12 protein-coding genes and 1 pseudogene are annotated in these 18,869 nt (G+C 68.8%); 7 read left to right on the forward strand and 6 right to left on the reverse strand.

Annotation, left to right across the window (positions count from 1 at the left end; genetic code table 11):
* Positions 1 to 168 precede the first annotated feature (168 nt).
* Positions 169 to 1,494 (forward strand): DUF4150 domain-containing protein, encoded by a 1,326-nt coding sequence (locus LZ199_RS45565; protein WP_254000124.1) that lies wholly within the window; start codon positions 169 to 171, stop codon positions 1,492 to 1,494.
* Positions 1,495 to 1,497: 3 nt separating this feature from the next.
* Positions 1,498 to 2,235, forward strand: a complete 738-nt coding sequence (locus LZ199_RS45570; RefSeq protein ID WP_254000125.1) for an SMI1/KNR4 family protein — start codon at positions 1,498 to 1,500, stop codon at positions 2,233 to 2,235.
* A gap of 9 nt (positions 2,236 to 2,244) precedes the next feature.
* On the opposite strand, the gene LZ199_RS45575 is transcribed toward LZ199_RS45570, so the two are convergent.
* Positions 2,245 to 2,901 (reverse strand): MBL fold metallo-hydrolase, encoded by a 657-nt coding sequence (locus LZ199_RS45575; protein ID WP_254000126.1) that lies wholly within the window; start codon positions 2,899 to 2,901, stop codon positions 2,245 to 2,247.
* 145 nt (positions 2,902 to 3,046) lie between these two features.
* Between LZ199_RS45575 and LZ199_RS45580 the strand changes: the two genes are divergently transcribed.
* The 5 genes from LZ199_RS45580 (at position 3,047) to LZ199_RS45600 (ending at position 13,153) form a co-directional block, all read left to right on the forward strand.
* Complete coding sequence (locus LZ199_RS45580; protein ID WP_254000127.1) at positions 3,047 to 4,975, forward strand: lipase maturation factor family protein; 1,929 nt, start codon at positions 3,047 to 3,049, stop codon at positions 4,973 to 4,975.
* An 81-nt stretch (positions 4,976 to 5,056) separates the two neighbouring features.
* Positions 5,057 to 8,962: a serine/threonine-protein kinase gene (locus LZ199_RS45585; protein WP_254000128.1), complete on the forward strand. Its 3,906-nt coding sequence runs from the start codon at positions 5,057 to 5,059 to the stop codon at positions 8,960 to 8,962.
* A 136-nt stretch (positions 8,963 to 9,098) separates the two neighbouring features.
* The gene (locus tag LZ199_RS45590; RefSeq protein ID WP_254000129.1) at positions 9,099 to 10,778 is read left to right on the forward strand and encodes a HEAT repeat domain-containing protein; all 1,680 of its coding nucleotides are present in this window, start codon (positions 9,099 to 9,101) and stop codon (positions 10,776 to 10,778) included.
* 34 nt (positions 10,779 to 10,812) lie between these two features.
* Entirely contained in the window at positions 10,813 to 12,162 is a 1,350-nt protein-coding gene (locus LZ199_RS45595; RefSeq protein ID WP_254000130.1) for an HD-GYP domain-containing protein, read from the forward strand.
* Between the two features lie 208 nt (positions 12,163 to 12,370).
* Complete coding sequence (locus LZ199_RS45600; RefSeq protein ID WP_254000131.1) at positions 12,371 to 13,153, forward strand: Ig-like domain-containing protein; 783 nt, start codon at positions 12,371 to 12,373, stop codon at positions 13,151 to 13,153.
* Between the two features lie 269 nt (positions 13,154 to 13,422).
* Here LZ199_RS45600 and traB read toward each other — a convergent pair whose 3' ends face one another.
* The 5 genes and pseudogenes from traB to LZ199_RS45625 form a co-directional block, all read right to left on the reverse strand.
* Entirely contained in the window at positions 13,423 to 15,054 is a 1,632-nt protein-coding gene (gene traB / locus LZ199_RS45605) for an outer membrane exchange protein TraB (RefSeq protein ID WP_254000132.1), read from the reverse strand.
* Positions 15,051 to 17,234 (reverse strand): outer membrane exchange protein TraA family protein, encoded by a 2,184-nt coding sequence (traA, locus tag LZ199_RS45610; RefSeq protein WP_407667350.1) that lies wholly within the window; start codon positions 17,232 to 17,234, stop codon positions 15,051 to 15,053. The genes traB and traA overlap by 4 nt, the downstream gene beginning before the upstream one ends.
* Before the next feature lie 245 nt (positions 17,235 to 17,479).
* Complete coding sequence (locus tag LZ199_RS45615) at positions 17,480 to 18,373, reverse strand: glycosyltransferase family 4 protein (protein WP_323390415.1); 894 nt, start codon at positions 18,371 to 18,373, stop codon at positions 17,480 to 17,482.
* Positions 18,328 to 18,615, reverse strand: coding sequence for a hypothetical protein (locus LZ199_RS45620; protein WP_254000135.1), 288 nt, complete (start codon positions 18,613 to 18,615; stop codon positions 18,328 to 18,330). Before LZ199_RS45620 ends, LZ199_RS45615 begins: the two co-directional genes overlap by 46 nt.
* Positions 18,616 to 18,766: 151 nt before the next feature.
* Positions 18,767 to 18,869, reverse strand: a pseudogene (locus tag LZ199_RS45625) (IS5-like element ISRso1 family transposase); the annotation flags it as partial.

Raw genomic sequence — 18,869 nt, forward strand, 5'->3', positions numbered from 1 at the left:
TCCTTGGGGTCGACCTTTGCCACGACGTGTCGTGTCCCATGCCTCACGCCGCGTCAGCGAGCGACAAGCCTCCCGCCGGCTGCTGGCCTGCTCCTTCTGCAGCCGCCCATCCCCCCTGAACGCTTACTAGGAACGCGCCATGGTGTTGGTGGCCATGTGGGAGGTGCCATGAATCGTGTCTATGCGAATGGCCGTTCGATTCTGCATAAGGGAGATGGCAATACTCACACGTCGGCCGCCCCCGATGTCTGCAAGGTGCCAACGCCAGGAGGGCCGGTGCCCACGCCCTTCGTCAACTCGGCACAGGACGCCATGCTTTCCAAGGGCAGCACGAGTGTGACCATCGGCGGACACCCTGTGGCACTGACGAACTCCGAGCTGAGCACCAGCTCCGGCGACGAGCCGGGGACGGCTGGGGGCCTCATCTCCTCCAAATTCAAGGGGAAGATGGCATGGGGTAGCGGCAGCGTCGACGTGAAGGTCGAGGGACGCGGAGTGGTTCGCTACCTCGACGTCACGCTTCACAACGGGAACACCTTCAACACCACGTTCATCTCAGCAGGCGGAACGGGGCTGGCGTATGGAGACGACGCGCAGTGCTCGGCGTGCGGCAAACCGCTTGATGACCACCGCGTGCATGAGACCCCCGAAGTAGTCGCTCACGTGGAGACCGTGTTCGCGGAGTTGATGGAGCGACTCCACGCGCAGCGGCCGCTCATCGACGAATTCCTTCGGCTGAGAGAGCGCCGAAATGCGTCGGAGCGGGAGTCCCTTGGGCGCTACAAGGACGCCCTGGCCCACTTGGAGCCTCAAAAGCTGCGGCGGAACGAACTGCTGACTCACCTCAAATCCCCCGCCGCCGAAGGCAGGACGACGATTACCAGCGAGCTCTCCGCTCTTCAGGAGGAGTTGAAAACAAAAGAAGAGGGCCTCGCCAGGCAACGGTTCGAGGAGCGCAAGCACGTCCAGGCAATTGAGCAGGAGATGAACTCAATCAATGCGCGGCTCAAGGGGATGAGTCCTGTGTTGCGGCCGGACAAGAATATCAAAACATATGTCCAGGGTTGCATGTTGGGCGTGTGCGTCTGCAAGTGCCCACGAGCTCCCCGAATGCTGGCGGCCTGTTCGGGCGAAACGGCACCTGGCTTCGAGGAGGCTGTGGCAGCTACGCCGTTCACGCTGGTCCAGAGCTTCAGGGCGAGCGAGAGTCAGATGAAGGAACTGCTGAGTCAGGGACGCGATAAATGGGAGTGCGCCGCCCCCAAGATCATTCAAGCAGGTGGAGCATCGGGCCATCAGGTGAAGGCCATGTCTGAGCGCTATTTCTCCCCCATCACGAATGCGACGGTGGGAGTGACGTTCAGCTTCATGGATGCCAACGGGGCGAGGAGCGTGGAGAAGCAGTTCAGTCATGGCGAGTCCGTCCCCTCGTGCGACACCTGCCAGACGCTGCTTCCCGAGATGCTGTGCAACCACTCCAAGGAATGCGCCTGAGCCATGGACGAACTGCTCACGCTGCTCGAGCGATACGCCCCAGGGTATCGCGACCACATCGAGGGGTATCCTGCTCCGCTCCTGGATGAACTCGAAGAAGCTTTCGGACGAGCACTCCCAAGCAGCTATCGGCAGTTCGCCGAGTGCCTGGGGGCAAGAGGCGGGGCACTCCTCGCGACGGTCGAGGCCTATGACCCACTCTTGGATGTCGCCGACTTCTATCGGGTCATGCCGATGGAAATGCCGCCTCGCAGGTTCCTCTATCTCTTCGGTGATTCTTCTCCCCTGTGCCCCACGCCGTACTGGCTCGACCTGGAAGCTCCCTCCGAGGAGGGGGACTGTCAGGTGGTGCGGATGCCTTTGGGAGAGCACACCTGGAAGACGAAGTTGTCCAGGGACTACGTTGGCCTCAAGGAACTGCTGTTCCTCTGGGCGATGGAGAACATCCATCTGCCGAGCTTTCCTCATCAGGCTCGGTACCAGTGCGGTCAAGGAGAACAGCCGGCGACAGCCGAGAACGTGGCCCATCTCCTGGAGCAGATGGGCTTCGCCAGACTGCCCTATCCTCGGCACAGCCTGCTCTTTGAGCGGGACGATGCGGCCCTTCGTCTCTATCGTCCCCCAGGGAACTCGCACTTCGAGATTCGCGTGGGCATGCGCAGCCCCGACAATCTCAAGCAGCTCCAGGCGGTCATCGAGGACAACACGGACCTCGAGAAGTCCGTCTGGAGTTTCCCCTGACGCCGTTGCCTAGGGCGACGGCGCGGCGGGAGCGTCCATGTCCTCCTGCAAGGCACGCCGCAGCGCGCTCGCGCCATCCGAGAGGATGGGCTCTCCGTGCGCGAAGCAGACGATGTCCACGACGGCCAGGTGGTCCAGGATGCGCTGGACACTCTGTCGGGTGCGCAGGGGCTCGTCCTGGTACTGGCTGGCGATGAACTCCGGCGTGCCCTCGCCCTCGTGGGTCAGCAGGTCGGAGATGAAGGCGATGCCGCGCGGATGCTTCTGCATCCACAGCGTGTACATGGCCACGGCGGGACCCGGCGTGTGGAAGGGGAGCAGGCCGCCCGGAAGCGTGTCGCCCGCCACGTAGATGAAGTCGGGCTTGTCCTCCAACCCGTAGGCATTCTCCGGAGCCCACACCGGCGCGCCGAAGGCCTTGCGGAAGCGCCAGGCGGAGCGTTGATGGTTTCCCGACGTCAGGACGATGGCGGTGATGTCGCCCAGCTCCCGCAGCTTCGCCTCGTCGATGGGCAGCGGGTCGATGAGGGTGACCGCCCCAGCGTCATCCACCACCGCATAGGCATCGCTGCGCGCACCGCCGAGGCGGCTGTCGTTCAGGGTCCAGTGATGGACGCCAGGCGCCAACTCGACCAGCTTCTTTGCCTTCCCCTTCGGCTCGCTCATGCCGTGAAAGCTAGGCACCCCGCTTCGATGTCCAGGGGGGCTCTGGAGATGCCGCGCTTGCTCGCTCGCCACCCCGGCCCCGGAGCGGCCATTGCCTCCGTGCGCGCGGGCAGCCATCTCCACCCGCCGCCCCCATGCTTCATCCATGGTGGGTTCACACACGCACGCGCGTGTCTCCGCCTTCGGGCGACTCACGCGTCCGCCGCCGTTGCTGCTCTACGACGCTGACTGTGGCTTCTGTCGCCGCTGGGTGGCGCGCTGGGCGCAGAACGTCGAAGGCCGCGTCCGTTTCCTCCCAGGTCGACGGTGGCTCCTCCTGCTGCTCGGCATTCCCAAGCGGGACATGCGTCGCGCCACGCAGCTCGTGGAGCCTTCGGGCCGTGTGTCGCAGGGCGCGGAGGCGGTCTTCCGCGCGCTTGGCCGGTCGCCACGCAGGCTGACGCGTGGCGTGGCGAGGCTGGGGTTGCTGCCCGGAGTGCTGGGCCTGTCCCAGCGCGTCTACGGCCTCATCGCTCGCAACCGTCGCACGGCCTCGCGAGTGGACCGCTGGCTCTTCGGGCGCACCGTGGCACCGCGTGACTTGCGCCAGGTGCGCTGGGTCTTCCTCCGGTTGATGGGAGGCACGTTCCTCATCGCCTTCACCTCGCTGCGAGGACAGGTGCCAGGGCTGTTCGGCTCGCGAGGCATTCGTCCCGTGAAGGACCTGGTCAGCGAGGAGCGGCGGCAGGCGGAGCCCGCTCGCGAGCGCTGGCGTCAGCTGCCCACGGTGTTCTGGTTCGGCGCTTCCGACAAGGCGCTGATGCGCGGCTGCACGGTGGGACAGTTCCTGTCCCTCGCGGTCCTCTTCAACGTGGCACCCCGGAGCGCGCTGGCCCTGCTGTGGGGCCTGTACCTCTCCTACGCGGCCGTCGGCCGGGAGTTCCTCTCGTTCCAGTGGGACGTCCTGTTGCTGGAGATGGGCCTCCTGTCCGCGCTCACCGCTCCGCGAGGACTTCGTCCAGGCCTGGGTCGAGCGTCGCCTGGCGCGTTCGACGTGTTCCTCTTCCGGCTGCTCGTGTTCCGGCTCTACTTCGGCTCGGGCATCAGCAAATGGCAGTCGGGGGACAGGACCTGGCGCGAGCTGACGGCCTGTCGGCACTACTACGAGACGGCGCCCCTGCCCACGCGCGGCGGCTGGTACGCGCACCACCTGCCCGAGCGACTCCAGAAGGCCTCCACGGCGACGGTGCTCGCGCTGGAGGCCGCGGTGCCCTTCCTCGTCTTCGCCCCCCGTCGACCGAGGCAGCTCGCCTTCGGAGCCTTCTCGGCCTTGCAGGCCGCCATCGCCGCCACCGGCAACTACGGCTTCTTCAATCTCCAGTCCCTGGTGCTGGGCGTGTGGCTGCTGGATGACGCGGCCCTGCGACGGCTGCTCCCATTTCTTCCCGAGAGCCCACCTCCGTCGCGCTCACGAACCTCCTGGAGCCGTGTCCTGCTCACGCCGTTCCTGGTGCTCGGCGCCGCCGACATCCTCCTGCGCTTCGAGCGAGGTGCCCGGCTCCCGGAGCGCGTCCTCCGTCCCCTGTCGTGGCTGCACGGCTGCGCGCGCCCGCTGCGCTCGGTGAATCGCTATGGCCTCTTCAGCGTGATGACGGTGGAGCGTCCGGAAATCGTCGTCGAGGGCTCCAACGACGGAGTGCACTGGGAGCCCTATGGCTTCCGCTACAAGGTGGGCGACGTCGACCAGCCGCCGAGGCAGGTGGCGCCGCATCAACCGCGCCTCGACTGGCAGATGTGGTTCGCCGCGCTCTCCTCGCCGCCGAGCTGGTTCATCGCCTTCCTGGCGCGACTGCTGGAAGGCGCTCCCGAGGTGCTGGGACTGCTCGCGCACAATCCCTTCCCGGATGCGCCGCCCCAGCAGGTCCGCGCGGTGCTTCACGACTACCGGATGACGGGGCTGGAGGAGCGTCGGCGCACGGGGGCGTGGTGGACGCGAGCGCGGCGCGGGCTCTACGTCCAGCCGCTGGCCCTGGCTCCGGGGCCTCGGCCCACGGGCAGAATCCCGCGCCTGCGATGGCTCGCGTCGGGGGCGTAAATGACACCCGGTGTCTGATGTCCCGCAGGCGGCAATGGAAACTGGCGGGCGCCCGGGGCCGCTGACTACGGTGCGAGGAGGATGATGTCCGCCAGCGGCTCGGTTCCCCTCGTCTTCGGCCGCTATGCGGTGCTGAGCCGGCTTGCCGTGGGAGGCATGGGCGAAATCTTCCTGGCGCGCCAGGTGGGCGTCAGCGGCTTCGAGCGGGCCGTCATCCTCAAGAACCTGTTGCCGGACCTGCTGGAGCAGGAAGGTTCGCTGGAGATGTTCCTGGACGAGGCGCGCGTGGCGGGGCGCCTCAACCACCCCAACGTCGTCTCCGTGTTCGAGGTCGGCGAGTGGGAGGGAACCTTCTACATCGCCATGGAGTACATCGAGGGAGAGAACCTGGGGCGACTGGCTCGCGCGGCGGTGCGTGCCGGCGCGGCGCTGAGTCCGGCGGTGTGCGCGGAAATCATCCGTGACGCCGCGCTCGGGTTGGACCATGCGCACCAGGCCGTGGACGTGCAGGGCGCGCCGCTGGATTTGGTCCACCGCGACATCAGTCCGCAGAACATCATGGTGCGGCTGGATGGCGTGACGAAGGTGGTGGACTTCGGCGTGGCCAAGGCCAGCAACCGCTCCACCCGCACACGCACAGGCATTCTCAAGGGCAAGCTGCGCTACATGTCGCCCGAGCAGGTTCGAAACCAGCCACTCGACGGACGCAGCGACCAGTACGCGCTGGGCGTGGTGCTGTGGGAGTTGGTGACGCACCGCCCGCTGGTGGAGACGGACAACCCCGCGGAGGCGATGCGGCGCGTCGCGCTGACTCCCGCGCTCAAGCCGTCGATGCTCGTCGACGGCGTCTCCCCGCTGCTGGACAACATCATCCTGCGCATGCTGGCCAAGCCGCGCGAGCAGCGCTTCGAGCGCTGCGCCGACGTGGCCCGCGCGCTCCAGCAGTACCTGGACGAGAGCCCACGAAAGCCCGAGGACGGCGTCTCCGCGACGACCGAGCGACTGGTGGGTGAGGTGGTCCGCGCGAGGCTGCGCGAGGCGCCGGCGGCCCTGGGCAGCCTCGTGCCGCGCGCGGGAGGCCCCAGTGTGACGTGCCCCCGGTGTGGCCAGTCCACCAGCGGCACCAGTCGCTTCTGTCCTCATTGCGGCAGTGCGCTCAACACCCCCTCCGGGCCCCAGACGCGCAGTGGGCTCACTGGAATGGCGGCACTCGCCTCGGAAGTGTCCGAGGTCACCTCGGGACACCTCATCGACGCGGAGGCCCCTCCGACGGAGCTGCACGTCCCCTCCGCCACCACACCGACGCTGGAGGCGCAGGGACTCGACGCCGCGCCTCCGGACGCCACGGTGCGGATGCGAGGGCGAGAGGCGGGCGCGCTCCGGCGCAAGCTCGTCATCGTCACGGTGGAGGTGGAGGGGGCGGAGGCGCTGCGACGAGCGCTGGGACCCGAGGAGGGAATGGAGGTGGTGGGGCAAATGCTGGACCTCGCGGCCTCCATCGCCGAGCGACACGAGGCGGAGGTGGTGCAGCTCACCGAGTCCCGCTGGAGCCTCGCCTTCGGCCTGCCGGTGTCGCGTCGCGACGACCCGCTGCGCGCGGTGCGCTGTGTGCTGGAGTTGCTGCGCGCGGTGGAGACCCTGGGGCTGTCTCCCGCGCCGGTGTCGCGGGCGGGCCTGGAGTTCGACGCGGTGCTGGTGAGTGGCGGCGGCGGGCGAGTTCCCTGGCGGGTGACGGGCGCGGGGCTGGAGCGCTCCGCCGCGCTGGCGCAGGCCGCGTCACCAGGGGAGGTGCTGGCGGGAGCGGCGGCGAAGGCGCTGCTGGAGGAAGGGGTGCGCTTCGGCGCGGAGCGAACGCTGTCGTCGGGCGCGGCGTGGCGCGTGGAGGCCCTGGGCGGCGTGGTGCGTGGAGTGCCCTTCGTGGGGCGCTCGGAAGCGCTGGCGGCGGCGCGGGCCGTGGTGGACTCGGTGCGAGCGGGGCAGGGAGGCGCCAGGCTCTTCGCGGGCGCGGCCGGGGTGGGCAAGAGCCGACTGCTGGAGGCCGTGGCCGAGAGCGCCTCCCACGTGGCCTCGCTGCGCGTGGTGCGGACCAGCGCGGAGGACCTGCGCGGCGCGGGGCCGATGGGCTTGATGCGCTCGGTGCTCACGGGGCTGGCTCGCGCGCTGGGGCTGGTGTCGGAGGGCGCGCCCCTTCAGTCACTCGGTGTGCTGGGGCTCTCCGCGCAGGAGGTCGCCGCGCTGTGGCGGAGGCTGTCTCACGGTGGGCCGTCGGGACAGCTCCAGGCCGGCGACGCGGCGGTGACGGAGACGCTGCTGCGCGCGGCGCGTCCTGGTGGCGTGCTGCTGCTCGTGGATGATGTGCACCACGCGGACGTGGCCTCGCTGGAGCTGCTCGTGTCGCTGCTGAGCGCGCCGGGCTCGCGGGTGGGCCTGGTCGCCACGACGGTGCCGGACGTGCTGCCCGTCGCGCTCGCTTCGCTGCCGCTCTCCGTGCTGGAGGGAATGCCTCGGCCGGAGCTGCGGGCCCTGCTGGGCGCGGCCTTCGGGGCGCTTCCTGGCGCGGAGGTGGAGAAGCTCGTCGTCGAGCGTGCCCAGGGCAATCCCTCCTTCGCCCTGGAGCTGATGCGCGCCCTGGTCGAGCGCGGCGCCGTGCAACGTCTCGGTGGCTCATGGCAGGCCACCGCGCCCCTCGGGGAAGCGACGCTGCCCGACAGCCTTGGCCTCGCGCTGGGGGCCCGTCTGGACCTGCTGCCACCGCAGCTCCAGCGCTTCCTCTCGCGTGCCGCTGTCGAGGGCTCTGTCTTCTCCTCCGCGCTGGTGCGCGCGTCCCTTTCCACCGAGGACGCCGTCGAGGACGTGGCGGAGTTGCTCGTCGCGGATGGCTGGCTCGCGGAGGTGGCCGAGCGGCCGGGCTGTCTGCGCTTCATGCAGGAGCTGTCGCGTCAGGTGTTGCTGGAGCGGTTGCCGGCGAGCGCGCTGCGCCGCTCGCATCAGGAGCTGGCGGAGGCGCTGGGGCAGGACGCCTTCGCCGCCGAGCCCGCGCGTGAGGTTCGTGTCGCCGACCATCTGGTCGCCGCCGCTTCGCCCAACGCCGCCGCGGCCTGCGAGCGCGCCGGTGAGCGACTCTCCGCGCGAGGTGAGTGGCGCGCGGCCTCCGAGTACTTCCGCCGGGCGATGGGGGATGCCCTGGGGGCCACGCCCGCGGCGCGACTGTGGCAGCTCGGCATGCTGACGCGAGCGTGCACCTGCCTGACGCAGGTGGACCCCACCGCAGTGGAGCCGCTCGCCGCGCCCTGGCTGGAGAAGCTGCCCGACGCGGAGTCTCTCGCCGCGCGCGCGGAGGTGGTGCGCCGTGTCGCGGCCGCGGACCTGAAGCTCGGCCGTGTCGCCGCCGCCGAGGCGCGTCTGCTGGCGATTCGTACCGCCGCCGCGGCGGACCCGGAGGTCCTCGCGTGGGTGCTGGGTGAACAGGCCCGCGCTCGCGAGGCCCGGGGCGACGTCGCCGGAGCTGTGGAATTGCTGACACAGTCCTTCCAGCGCATGGGCGGGCGCCCCGCTCGCGCGTCTGACTTCTACTGGGAGCACCTCAACCTGCTGGGTCGTCTCCAGCTTCGACTCCAGCAGCCGGAGAAGGCTCGCACCAGCTTCACCCATGCCTCCGAGCAGGCTCGCGCCACGGGACATGTCGTGGGCCAGGCCCGTGCCCTCTCAAACCTCGCGGGCCTGCGCGTCCTCTCCGGTGAGCACGCGGCGGCGCTCGTCGAGCTGGAGAGAGCGCTCGTCCTGGCCGAGCAGGGAGGCGATGCCCAGGAGGCCGCGCGCATCCACTACAACGTGGGGCGGCTGCTTGGCGCGGGAGGTCGGGTCACCGAGGCACGTGAGCGATTGGAGCGGGCCCGGGAGCGTGCCCGACTCGCTGGGTGGCGCGAGGGAGAAGCCCTGGCGACCCAGGCCCTCGGAGCGCTGGGCGCCACCGTGCCTCGTATGTGAAAGACAACGTTCATTTGGCGGGGCTTGGATTCTGGCTTTAGTGTTCCGCAAGGAATTCAATGCATTGCCAGCCATGCCCGCTCCGACTCCCGCACCCAGAGGCCAGCCAGCGACCCCGAATCCGGTGGGAGCGCCCGTGCTCTCGCCAGAGGAAGCCGCGACGGAGGTAGGCCATGCGCTGAACAAGGTGCTGGGCGCCTATCGCTTCTACGCGGAAGGGCATGCCGCGCTGGTGGAGGTACAACAGCGCTTGAGCGAGGCGGTGCGGCGCTACCACGAGGTGACGAGCGAGGCGGTGGTGCTTCACGTGCGCTCCACGGTGCTGCTCCTCGGCGACGTGGTGCTGGTGGAGTCGACGTCGGCGAAGGACTCGGTGACGCGGCCGCTGTTCCTGGAGGGCGTCCAGGAGGTGCTGCTACAGCCGGGGTTGGAGGTGGAGGAGCTGGGCGCCTTCCTGGGCATGTGGCACCGCGCGCTGCAGCGCACGCTGCCTCCAGAGTACGACTTCTACACGTGGTTCTGGGAGCACGGCTTCGAGGACATCGAGCTGGTCGTCGCGGAGGTGCCCGCGTCGACGGAGACGGGGGAGTCCGCGCAGGCCGAGGCGCAGCTGGCCGAGCGCGAGGAGCAGCTCTTCGCGGAGCTGACGCGGCGCCAGGCCTCCGGCTCCGGCCGTCGTCGTCCCGTGGGACATGACGAGTGGTTGGCTCGACTGGAGGCGGAGGTGCTGGCCCCCGTCAGCGCCCAGGACCTGGTGCGCTCTGGTGCGCCGGCCTTCGCGGGCGCCAGCGACACGGAGGTGGCGGAGCTGCGGGCCCTGCTGGAGCGCGAGCGGGGCGGCGAAGGCGTTCACGAGCGGGGCCTGTGGGTGGTGTGGGACCTGCTCGCGGTGTGTCGGGAGGAGGAGCGCGGAGAGCTCCTGGCCTGGATGGAGGAGCTGCTCTCCGGGCTCGTCTCTCATGGCCGCTGGGCGGAGCTGTCGCAGGTGGTGCAGGGCATGACGAAGGATGCCCGGGCCGCTGGAGCGCGCGCGCCGGACCTCTATGCAGTCACGCGGCTGTTCTTCCGGGAGAAGGTGCGCTTCGCGCTGGCGCAGGCCACGGTCCAGCCGGGCGTGCTGCTGCGGGTGTTGGAGTTGTTGAGCGCGCTGCCGCGCGACACGCTCCAGGGCGCCACGGACCTGCTCTTCGAATTGTCTTCGCCCGAGGCCCGAGGAGCGCTGGCGAAGCTGCTTGTGCGCCGGGGAATCTCCCTGGGCGTGCTGGTGACGCGGGCCTCGTCCCTGGGTGAGGCGGACCTGGACTGGGTGCAGTTCCTGCGAGAGGGAGGGCCCGAGGCGCTGCCCCTGACGGCGGCCCTGCTGGCACATCCCAAGCCGGAGGTGCGCGCGGCGCTGCTGTCCCGACTGAGTCCTCGGGACGTGGAGGTCCAGCGCTCACCGCTCCTGAAGCTGCTGGCGGACCCGGCGGCGGGGGTGCGCGGCGCTGCGCTGGTGTTGCTGGTGCGCCATGGTGTGGAGGCGGCGGTGGGGCCGCTGGTGTCCCGGCTCGACACGAAGCTGGAGCCTCGCGAGCGCATGGCGGTGCTGCGCGCGCTCGCGGACCTGGGTGGGCCCATCGCTGGCGCGGCGTTGCGCTTGGCCTTCGAGCGAGAGCAGGACACCGAGCTGAAGGCGCACTGCGCGCGTTGCATCGGCATCCTCGGAGACCCGAGGGCCCGGCCATTGCTGGAGGCGGTGGCGAACAAGCTCTTCGCGCCGCGCAACTTGAAGCAGGCGTGTCGGGAAGCGCTGGCGCAGCTGGCTCCGGTGGGCTGAGGCCACGGACGAGACGTCGGGGGAACACGCAGACATGGCGACGGCGACGACACGGGAGGACGCGGCACTGGTGGGGCCGAGGCTCATGGGCCTGGTCGTGCGGTGTCTGAACACGGTGTCCCTGCACGACGTGGACAACGCGGGCGTGAAGGAGGCGCTCGAGGAGCTGGGCACGCTGCTGGACGCGGAGCTGCGGGGACAGAAGTCCGTGGAGCTGCAGTGCGTGGGCGGAATCCCCTTCCTCAATGGCTCGAGGATGAAGCTGGGCGAGGAGCACCTGGAAACGGCCATCTCGCTGCGGCGCTACCTGGAACACCTCCAGGTGCAGGAGATTTCGTTCGGCTCGGGGCTGCGTCGCGAGCACCTGCGAGGTTTCCTCGTCGCGTTCCAGAAGCACCGGCGCGCGCAGAAGCCCCAGGCCATCCTCCAGGAGAAGCTGGGGCCCATCCGCCTGCGCGACGTGCTGTCCTCCACGCACGTCCTGACGCCGCGCGAGGTGATGCTGCGCTACTACGCGCGGCTCGTCGTCCTGCTCAAGCACGTCATCAGCACGGGAGGGCAGGTGCGCGTGGAGCGCTTCCGCCGTGTGCTGTTGCGGCTGGCCGAGTCCTCCGTGGGACACGAGTCGCTCCTGGTGGGCCTCACGCGCTTTCGCCGGACGGACGTGGACGGGGGGCAGCACGGCGCGGCGGTGGCGGTGCTGGCGCTGTTGATGGCGCGGCGGATGGGGCTGTCTCGCGCGCAGCAGCTGGACCTGGCCCTCAGCGGGCTGTTCCATGACCTGGGGCGGGGCACCACCACCCTCCCGCCGGAGCAGGAGTTCGACCGCGCCTCCCACGAGCTGCTGGCGCGGCGGGGGCCCCTGAAGACGGCGCTCCGACTGTTGCAGCGTCCACTGGACACCAGTCGGCTGGAGCGAGTCGTGGCCGCGCACGACTGTCTCCAGCCGGCCTGGAGTGGACCCGTCCAACGTCCGGTGGGGATGGCGGGACGGCTCCTGGCGGTGCCCTGCGCCTTCGACCTGCTGACGTTTCCCGCGCCGCCTCACCCAGGGCTGGCCCCGGACACGGCGCTGCGGCTCATCACCCACCGGGCGGGGACCCGGTTCGACCCGAGGGTGGTCCGCCTCTTCACCGCGGTGGCCGGGTTCTATCCGGTGGGGACGCTGGTGCGCCTGTCGGGCGGGCAACTGGGCGTGGTGATGGATGTGCCCACGGATTCGGCGCAGGCAGCCAGACCCCGAGTCCGGGTCATCCAGGGGGCCGGGAAGACCAAGGCGGACTACGTGGTCGACCTCGCGGAGCCCGGGCAGCGGCTCCACATCGTCGCGTCCCTGGATTCCACCGAGAGTGACTTCAACGTCCCGCACTTCCTCTTCTCCTGAGGGGCCGGGCGGATACCGCCTGTCTGGACGAGTGCCTTGCGGACGGCACCGTGCGCGAAGGCGGTGAGAAGAAGGTCTCGCGGCTCACACGTGGAGCGAGGGGCGTGGTTAAAATGGGCCTCACTCCCACCCCGTTCCGTTGTCTGTCTCCGCCGCCGTGAAGACGCCGCGTTTCCTATTTCGTTCCGTCGTTGTTCTCTCGCTCGGCTTGCTGAGCGCATGCGGGCCGTCGCCCGAGTCGCTGACGTTCCAGCCGCTGGAGTCGAAGTTCCTGCGCACGCCGGGGCAGAACGTGAAGCTGGACTACACGGTCCTCGACGCCGAGGGCCAGCGCATGTCCGAGCCGAAGCTGCGCTGGACCAGCTCCGCGACGGATGTGGCGCTGGTGCAGGACGGCGTGGTGACGGTGCGCAAGTCCGGGAAGACCATCATCGGGGTGACGGGAGGCAAGGTGCGTGAGGCCCTGCCGTTGGACCTGGTCATCCTGAACTCGCTCGACGTGCGCGCGCCGGGGGCCGACTTCCTCGAGGTGGGGCGCACCATCAAGCTGCGCGTGGTGGCTCGCAATGAGCAGGGCGCGTCGCTTCCCGAAGCCACACCGGAGTTCCGCTCGACGGACGAGACGGTGGCGCGGGTGGAGGACGGACAGGTGGTGGCGGTGAAGCCCGGCTCGGCCACGGTGAGCGCGAACCTGGGGCACCTGACTCGACACATCGCCGTGCAGGTGGTGCCGGCGGACTTCGCGCGCCTGGGCCTCAACCTCACCCACCATCAGTTCGCGCGTCCGGGCCAGTCGGTGTTGCTCCTGGCGCGGGCCTTCAACCGCAACGGCGCGGTGCTCGACAGCGTGCCGCTGGAGTGGTTCTCGTCGGATGCCGCCGTCGTGACGGTGTCCCAGGATGGCCGGGTGACGGCGGTGGGCTCGGGTCGCGCCGTCGTCTCCGTCGTCGCGGGCCGGCGCCGCTCCGCCGCGGAGTTCGTCGTTCCGTAGCGGGGCGGCGAAGTGCCCGCTCCGGTGGCGCGGGCCGCTGCTGCCGCCTGAAGGTCCGAGGCACCGCGCCCGAGGCTCCGGAGCGGTGAGCTGAAAACGCTGCCTGCGGACCGCGTCTGCGACTTTGGAGCGGCAGGCAGACGATGCTGCCTTGAGACCCGGCGTCGCGCCGAGGCTCTGCGCGGCGAGGCGCAAATGCCACCTGGGCGCAAGGCGCCGCGCTGAGGACATCAGCGCGGCGAGCCGCGGACACCGCTTGAAGACCGCGCCTACGGCTTCGGCGCGGGGCTGGCCTTCGGGCCCGGTGCCTTCGTCCGAGAGGGGCGCTTGCCCTTCTTGTCGGACGGGTCCTCGGGGCAGGGGGGGCGCGGGCCATCGCTGGGCGGCTGGATGGTGAACTCGACGCGGCGGTTGAGCGCCATGCCTTCTTCCGTCGCGTTGTCGGACAGCGGCCGGCTGCGGCCGAAGCCCTGAGAGCACACACGCTCCGCCGCCACGCCGCTCTGGATGAGGAAGCGCATCACGCTGGACGCACGCCGACGCGACAGCTCCAGGTTGTACGCATCGCTCGCGCGAGCGTCCGTGTGGCCCTCCACCAGCACCCGGTCCATCTCCGGGTTCTCGTTCATCACCCGGGCGACCTCCTCCAGAATCGGGAAGGACTCGGAGAGGATGACGTCCTGGTCCGTGGCGAAGTTCACCTGCTCCAGGATGACAATCTTGTTCCCGTCGCGGCGCGCAAGCGGGCAGCCATCACGGCCCCGGCTCCCCGCCGGCTGGTCCGGGCACCGGTCGAGCCGGTCCACCGTACCGTCGCCGTCGCGGTCCGTGTCCGGGCAGCCCGCGTTCTCGACGGGGCCGGGCACCTCCGGGCACTTGTCGCCCACGCCAATCACCGAGTCGCCATCCGGGTCCACCGGAGGAGGAGGCGGCGGCGCCGGCTCGGGCGGCTCCTTGAAGCGCTCCAGCGCCTCCCACTCGCGCGTCTTCGCCGGAATCCAGATGATGGACGTGAAGAAGCTCAGCGTGGGCGACGCGAGCGAACATCCACAGCCCGCGCCTCCGCCGAAGGTGAACGTCACGCCGGTGGAGCTGTACCAGCGCAGGCCGATGAGCAGCTCCGCGGGAATCTGCCGCTCCGTCCCAGGCGCCTTCTTCAGTCCCACCGCTCCATTCACCATGGCGAGCGCGGTGATGCCGCTGCCTCGGAGGATGGGCACCTCGGTGCCCAGGCCAAAGGGCGCCATGTCCCCCAGCGCCACGCCGTCGAACACGCGGTCCGGCCGCTTCCAGAAGCCGCCGTTGAACGCCAGCAGGATGCCGTTGCCGAAGCGGTAGTCGAGCACGAGCCCGGGGGCCCACGTCAGCTCTCCGTCACCGGCGAACGCGTCCTGCGCGCCCGTGGGAAAGGACACGTTGAGCGTCAGCGCGGCGCCCCAGCCCTTGCCCTCGGCGGGACGGCGAAGACCTGGGATGGCCACCTTGCCGGAGAGGCGCAGGTCCCCGAGTACGAAGCTCTCCACGCTTCCCTCGGTGCCGATGACCTCCAGGTTCTGTCCGCCCTGCGCGAGGATGAGCGGCAGGTCCACGCCAATCTCGCCCCAGTCGAACAGGCCCACCATGGCCATGACGTCGAGCTGGAGGCGGTTGCCGACCAGGCTGATCTTCTCGAGGTCTCCCCCCTCGGGCACCAGCGTGAGCGGGTTGAGCGAGTAGCTGAAGTACGGGCCGAAGGCCACGGACATGTGGGACAGCGGGCGGGACTGGGTGACGACGACCAGGTCCTGCGGCGCCGCGGACGGGCGGAACAACTGCACGTCGAAGCGGGCGTCCGGCTGTGCGGAGGCGACGGTGGCCCCTCCGAGCGCCAGGAGGAGGAGCGGGAGGTGGAAGGGTTTCATCGGACGCGGCGCTGGGAGCGGAGGAGCAGGAGGCCCGCGGCGAGCAGGACGAGGATGGTGGCGCTGCCGGCCGGAGTGGCATCGGCGGCGGTGCCGCAGCAGAAGGCGCCGCCCTGCGGGTCGGTGCCGGGCTTGCGTCGGCCTCGCTCGCACTCCTGCGTCTTGGCCGAGCAGTGCTGCACGCCGAGGCAGTCGCCGCTGTCCTCGCAGGAGGAGGAGCAGGTGTTGTTGGTGAGGTCGCAGGTGCCGCCGCAGGGGCAGTGGGCATCGGCGAAGCACTGGACGCAGGCTTCGCCGTCGCAGACGAGGCCCGCGTCACACGTCACCGCGCAGGCGCCGGCGTTCTCACAGGTGCGAGTCGTGGGATTGCACTGGCCGCTGCCGCAATCCTCATTGCTCCGGCAGCCGACGCAGGTGCTGTTCTGGAACGAGCCGTCCGACAGACAGAAGGGCGCGTCCGTCTCGCAGGCCTCGCAGCGCGAGCCGCAGTGACGGTCCGTCGTGCACGAGCTGCACTCGCCACTGAGGCAGAACTGGCCATCGCCACATTCCAGGTCGGTGCGGCACTGAACGCAGACCTCGCCGTCGAGGCAGAAGGGCCGCTCACCGGGGCACTTGGCGCAGGCAGGGCCGCAGGCATCGGCGGTGTTGCACTCGGGCAGCGTGGTGACGCAGGTGCCGTTGAGCGGATCGCACTTCTGGCCCTCAGCGCACTGGGAGTCGGCGGTGCACTCGACGCAGGAGGGCGAGCCACCGGGCGTCAGCGCCGCGCACTGAGTCCCGTTGGGGCAGCAGTTGCAAGAATTGCCGGCGCAGGAGTCATCGGTGGCGCAAGCGGTGCACTGGTTGTTGGTGCAGACCTCGCCACGCTCGCACTGCGAATCGTCGTTGCACTCGCGGCACTGGTGGATGTCGGTCGCGCAGACCTGGCCGTTGGGGCAGTGCTCGTCATCGGTGCACGGAACGCAGGTGGCGGTGGGCTCGTCGCACACGGCGCCCGGGCAGTCCGCGTCGTCGTTGCAACCCGAGCACTGGTTCGTCCCGAGGTCACAGCGGCCGGTGGACGGACAGTCCTCGTCGTCGTTGCAGCCACGGCAGGTGTTGTCGCTCAAGTCACAGCGGCCGTTGGGGCAGTCGTCATCGCCGTTGCAGCCACGGCAGGTGTTGTCGCCCAAGTCACAGCGGCCGTTGGGGCACTGGCCATCATCCGTGCACTGCACGCATTGCGTGTTGCCGTTGATGTTGGCGCAGTAGGGCGAGGACTGACCGCAGGGCGAACAGGAGGCGCCGCAGAAGAGGGCGGAGTCACAAGGCGCGCACAGGGCCGCGGCGTTGCAGTGGAAGTAGGAGGCACATCCGCCGTTGTTGGGGGCGTTGACGTTGGAGCGGCTGCACTGCTCGCAGCGGTTGGGGTCCGTCGAGAAGGAGGGGAGGCCGTTCTCCGTCTGGAAGAACTGCGCGGGCTGGAGCAACTGGAAGCCGGAGCTGTACAGGTTGATGATCGGCGGCTGGTTGGCGGCGCGCTCGAAGTCCGTGAAGGTCCCGGTGAACAGGGACATCTCAAGCGCGGCGTGCTCCGTTACCTGCGCGTACAGAATCTCCACGGCGTAGAGCCCCGCCTGGACGAAGGTCACGCTGTTGGTGGTTCGCCAGGTGGGCGCACCCAACTGAGGCGGCCTGTTGATGACCGTATAGGATTGAGACCGGTCGTAGATGACGAGGCTGACGGCATCGTCTGAGTAGTAACCCAGATGCAGTGTCTGACCCGCGAGGCTCGCGGGGACGTTCAAGTAACCGCGGAAACGCGAGACGAACGGCGTGAACGCGTCGCCATCGTTGATGACGTTGAAGCTGCAGCCACCCGTTGAGCAACCCGGTGCGGAGACCTGGCTCACGAAATCGCCGTAGCTCAGCGTGCGACCATCGTTGAGGTTGTTGGACAGGTCGAACGGCGTTCGCATCACGGTCGTGACGCGGTTCTGCTTGCTGACAGGTTCCTCGAAGTAGCCGTTGATGACGTCGAGGTACGTGCCACGAGTCTGCGGAAACTCGTTCAGGGTTCGCGTCCACACGTTGGAGGCGACGCACATGCCTTGCCCATTTCCGCTCAACGCGGGGGCAATCGGGGGGCCGGAGACGATGACGTCTGCGAGCTTCTGGCCCCACGCAGGGGAAGCCACAAGGCACACGGCCAGGGAAGCGAGCGCGAATCGCGCGATGCTGAACAAGAGGGATTTCAAGGCGGCGCCAGCATGCGGGAAGCCCCTGACAAACTCAATTCTCAGGCCATCTGGGCGTCAGGCGCACTTTGTGACGTGGCACGTCGGGCTTCTGACGGCAAACCCGTACTCCTGTCGACACACGGCTGTATCAGTTATCCGGAACAGCTCGAAAATCCCGCCCCTGTGTCATGTGTGTAGCGCACCTACCGGGCGATGCGATTCACTGAAAACGCGTCATCAGTGCCCGAGCCCAAGCGCCCCGCTGGCTCTAGCATCGATAAGAACTCCTCAGCGATGCGCTTGGACGCGAAGCGCTCTCTTACGAAGCGGGCTCCTGCCGCGCCCATCGCCCGTCTGCTGGCTGGCGTCATGTCCACCATGTTCAGCACCGCGTCACGCCAGGACACGACGTCTCCAGGAGGAACCAGCCTGCCGGTCTCCCCCTCCCGAAGGGTTTCTGGCAATCCTCCAATGTGGCTGGCGCGCACGGGGACGCCGCACGCTTGGGCCTCGATGGAGACGCGCCCGAAGGGTTCCAGCCACTCGGATGGCATGGTGGCCACGTCCATGGCGGCATAGAGAGAGCGCATGTCGCTCGTCCATCCGCGCAGGAGATGTCGCTGATGGAGTTCGGGCGTGAGAGCCGCTCTCAATCGCGGATGCGCTGCCTCCTCGCCCACCCACAGTGCTCGCAGGCCAGGTCGAAGTGGCATGGCCTGATTGAGGGCCTCGGCCAGTCGGAATGCCCCCTTCTCGGGCTTCAGCGCGCCAACGAATCCGATGAGCACCTCGTCGGCGCCCACGCCAAGAGCGCGACGGGCCTCGGCCCTTCGTTCCTCGTCAGGGCTGAAGTGCTCGATGTCCAATGGATTGTAGAGAAGCCGAACCCGTTCGAAGGCAACGCCTTGCTCCACCAGGTTCGAGCGCATGGACTCCGACACCGCGATGAATCGGTGTGCCCAGCGCGGTAGCAGCAGGCGGGACATGGGCTTGAGTCGGCTGTTGAGATGGCGGAAGAGCGCGACCGGTGTGCCTGTCATCCCCCCCAGCATCAGGAGCGGCCAGTACTCATGTCCGAAGCTTCCCACCAAAACCATTGGGGCCGAGTACGGCGGATAGCGCGCAGCGTGCTGCGCATGCCTCTTACATCCGCCGCGTTTCGGAAGATGCCGGGCTCGACGGCGAGCCCATGGGACTTCAACTCTCTGGCGATGAAGCCGTTCTCATGTGCGACGGTGACCGCACCATGGCCAGCCTGGACCATTGCCCGCACCAAGCTGACCAGGTGAGTCTCTGTTCCCCTGGCCCCAAGGCTGGTGCCCACGAAGACGAAGTTCATGGCTCCAGCACACCATGGGTCCCCCTCTTTTTCGAGGAGAACGAAGGCTCATGTTGCGAGTAGGGCGCGACTCAGCCCTCTCCTCACTATTCCTTGATGTGCACGCGAACCACCTGCATGCGGTGGTCTGAGAGCCTGTTGAATTGGAGCGCTACGCGAGGCGGCGCAGCATGAGGCCGGTCATCGCGATGTGGATGAAGGTTTCGGACGAGTGCTCGTGACGCTCGTAGTCGCGAGCCAGTCGCCGCTGGCGC

Origin of the sequence: Myxococcus qinghaiensis, assembly GCF_024198215.1 — a bacterium.
Classification (GTDB): domain Bacteria; phylum Myxococcota; class Myxococcia; order Myxococcales; family Myxococcaceae; genus Myxococcus; species Myxococcus qinghaiensis.

Bases quoted from the DNA above. Each gene is read 5' to 3' on its own strand.
- LZ199_RS45615 (WP_323390415.1), bottom strand. From the start codon at position 18,373: ATGGTTTTGGTGGGAAGCTTCGGACATGAGTACTGGCCGCTCCTGATG.
- LZ199_RS45575 (WP_254000126.1), bottom strand. From the start codon at position 2,901: ATGAGCGAGCCGAAGGGGAAGGCAAAGAAGCTGGTCGAGTTGGCGCCT.
- LZ199_RS45585 (WP_254000128.1), top strand. From the start codon at position 5,057: ATGATGTCCGCCAGCGGCTCGGTTCCCCTCGTCTTCGGCCGCTATGCG.
- LZ199_RS45565 (WP_254000124.1), top strand. From the start codon at position 169: ATGAATCGTGTCTATGCGAATGGCCGTTCGATTCTGCATAAGGGAGAT.
- LZ199_RS45580 (WP_254000127.1), top strand. From the start codon at position 3,047: ATGGTGGGTTCACACACGCACGCGCGTGTCTCCGCCTTCGGGCGACTC.
- LZ199_RS45570 (WP_254000125.1), top strand. From the start codon at position 1,498: ATGGACGAACTGCTCACGCTGCTCGAGCGATACGCCCCAGGGTATCGC.
- LZ199_RS45595 (WP_254000130.1), top strand. From the start codon at position 10,813: ATGGCGACGGCGACGACACGGGAGGACGCGGCACTGGTGGGGCCGAGG.
- traB (WP_254000132.1), bottom strand. From the start codon at position 15,054: ATGAAACCCTTCCACCTCCCGCTCCTCCTCCTGGCGCTCGGAGGGGCC.
- LZ199_RS45620 (WP_254000135.1), bottom strand. From the start codon at position 18,615: ATGAACTTCGTCTTCGTGGGCACCAGCCTTGGGGCCAGGGGAACAGAG.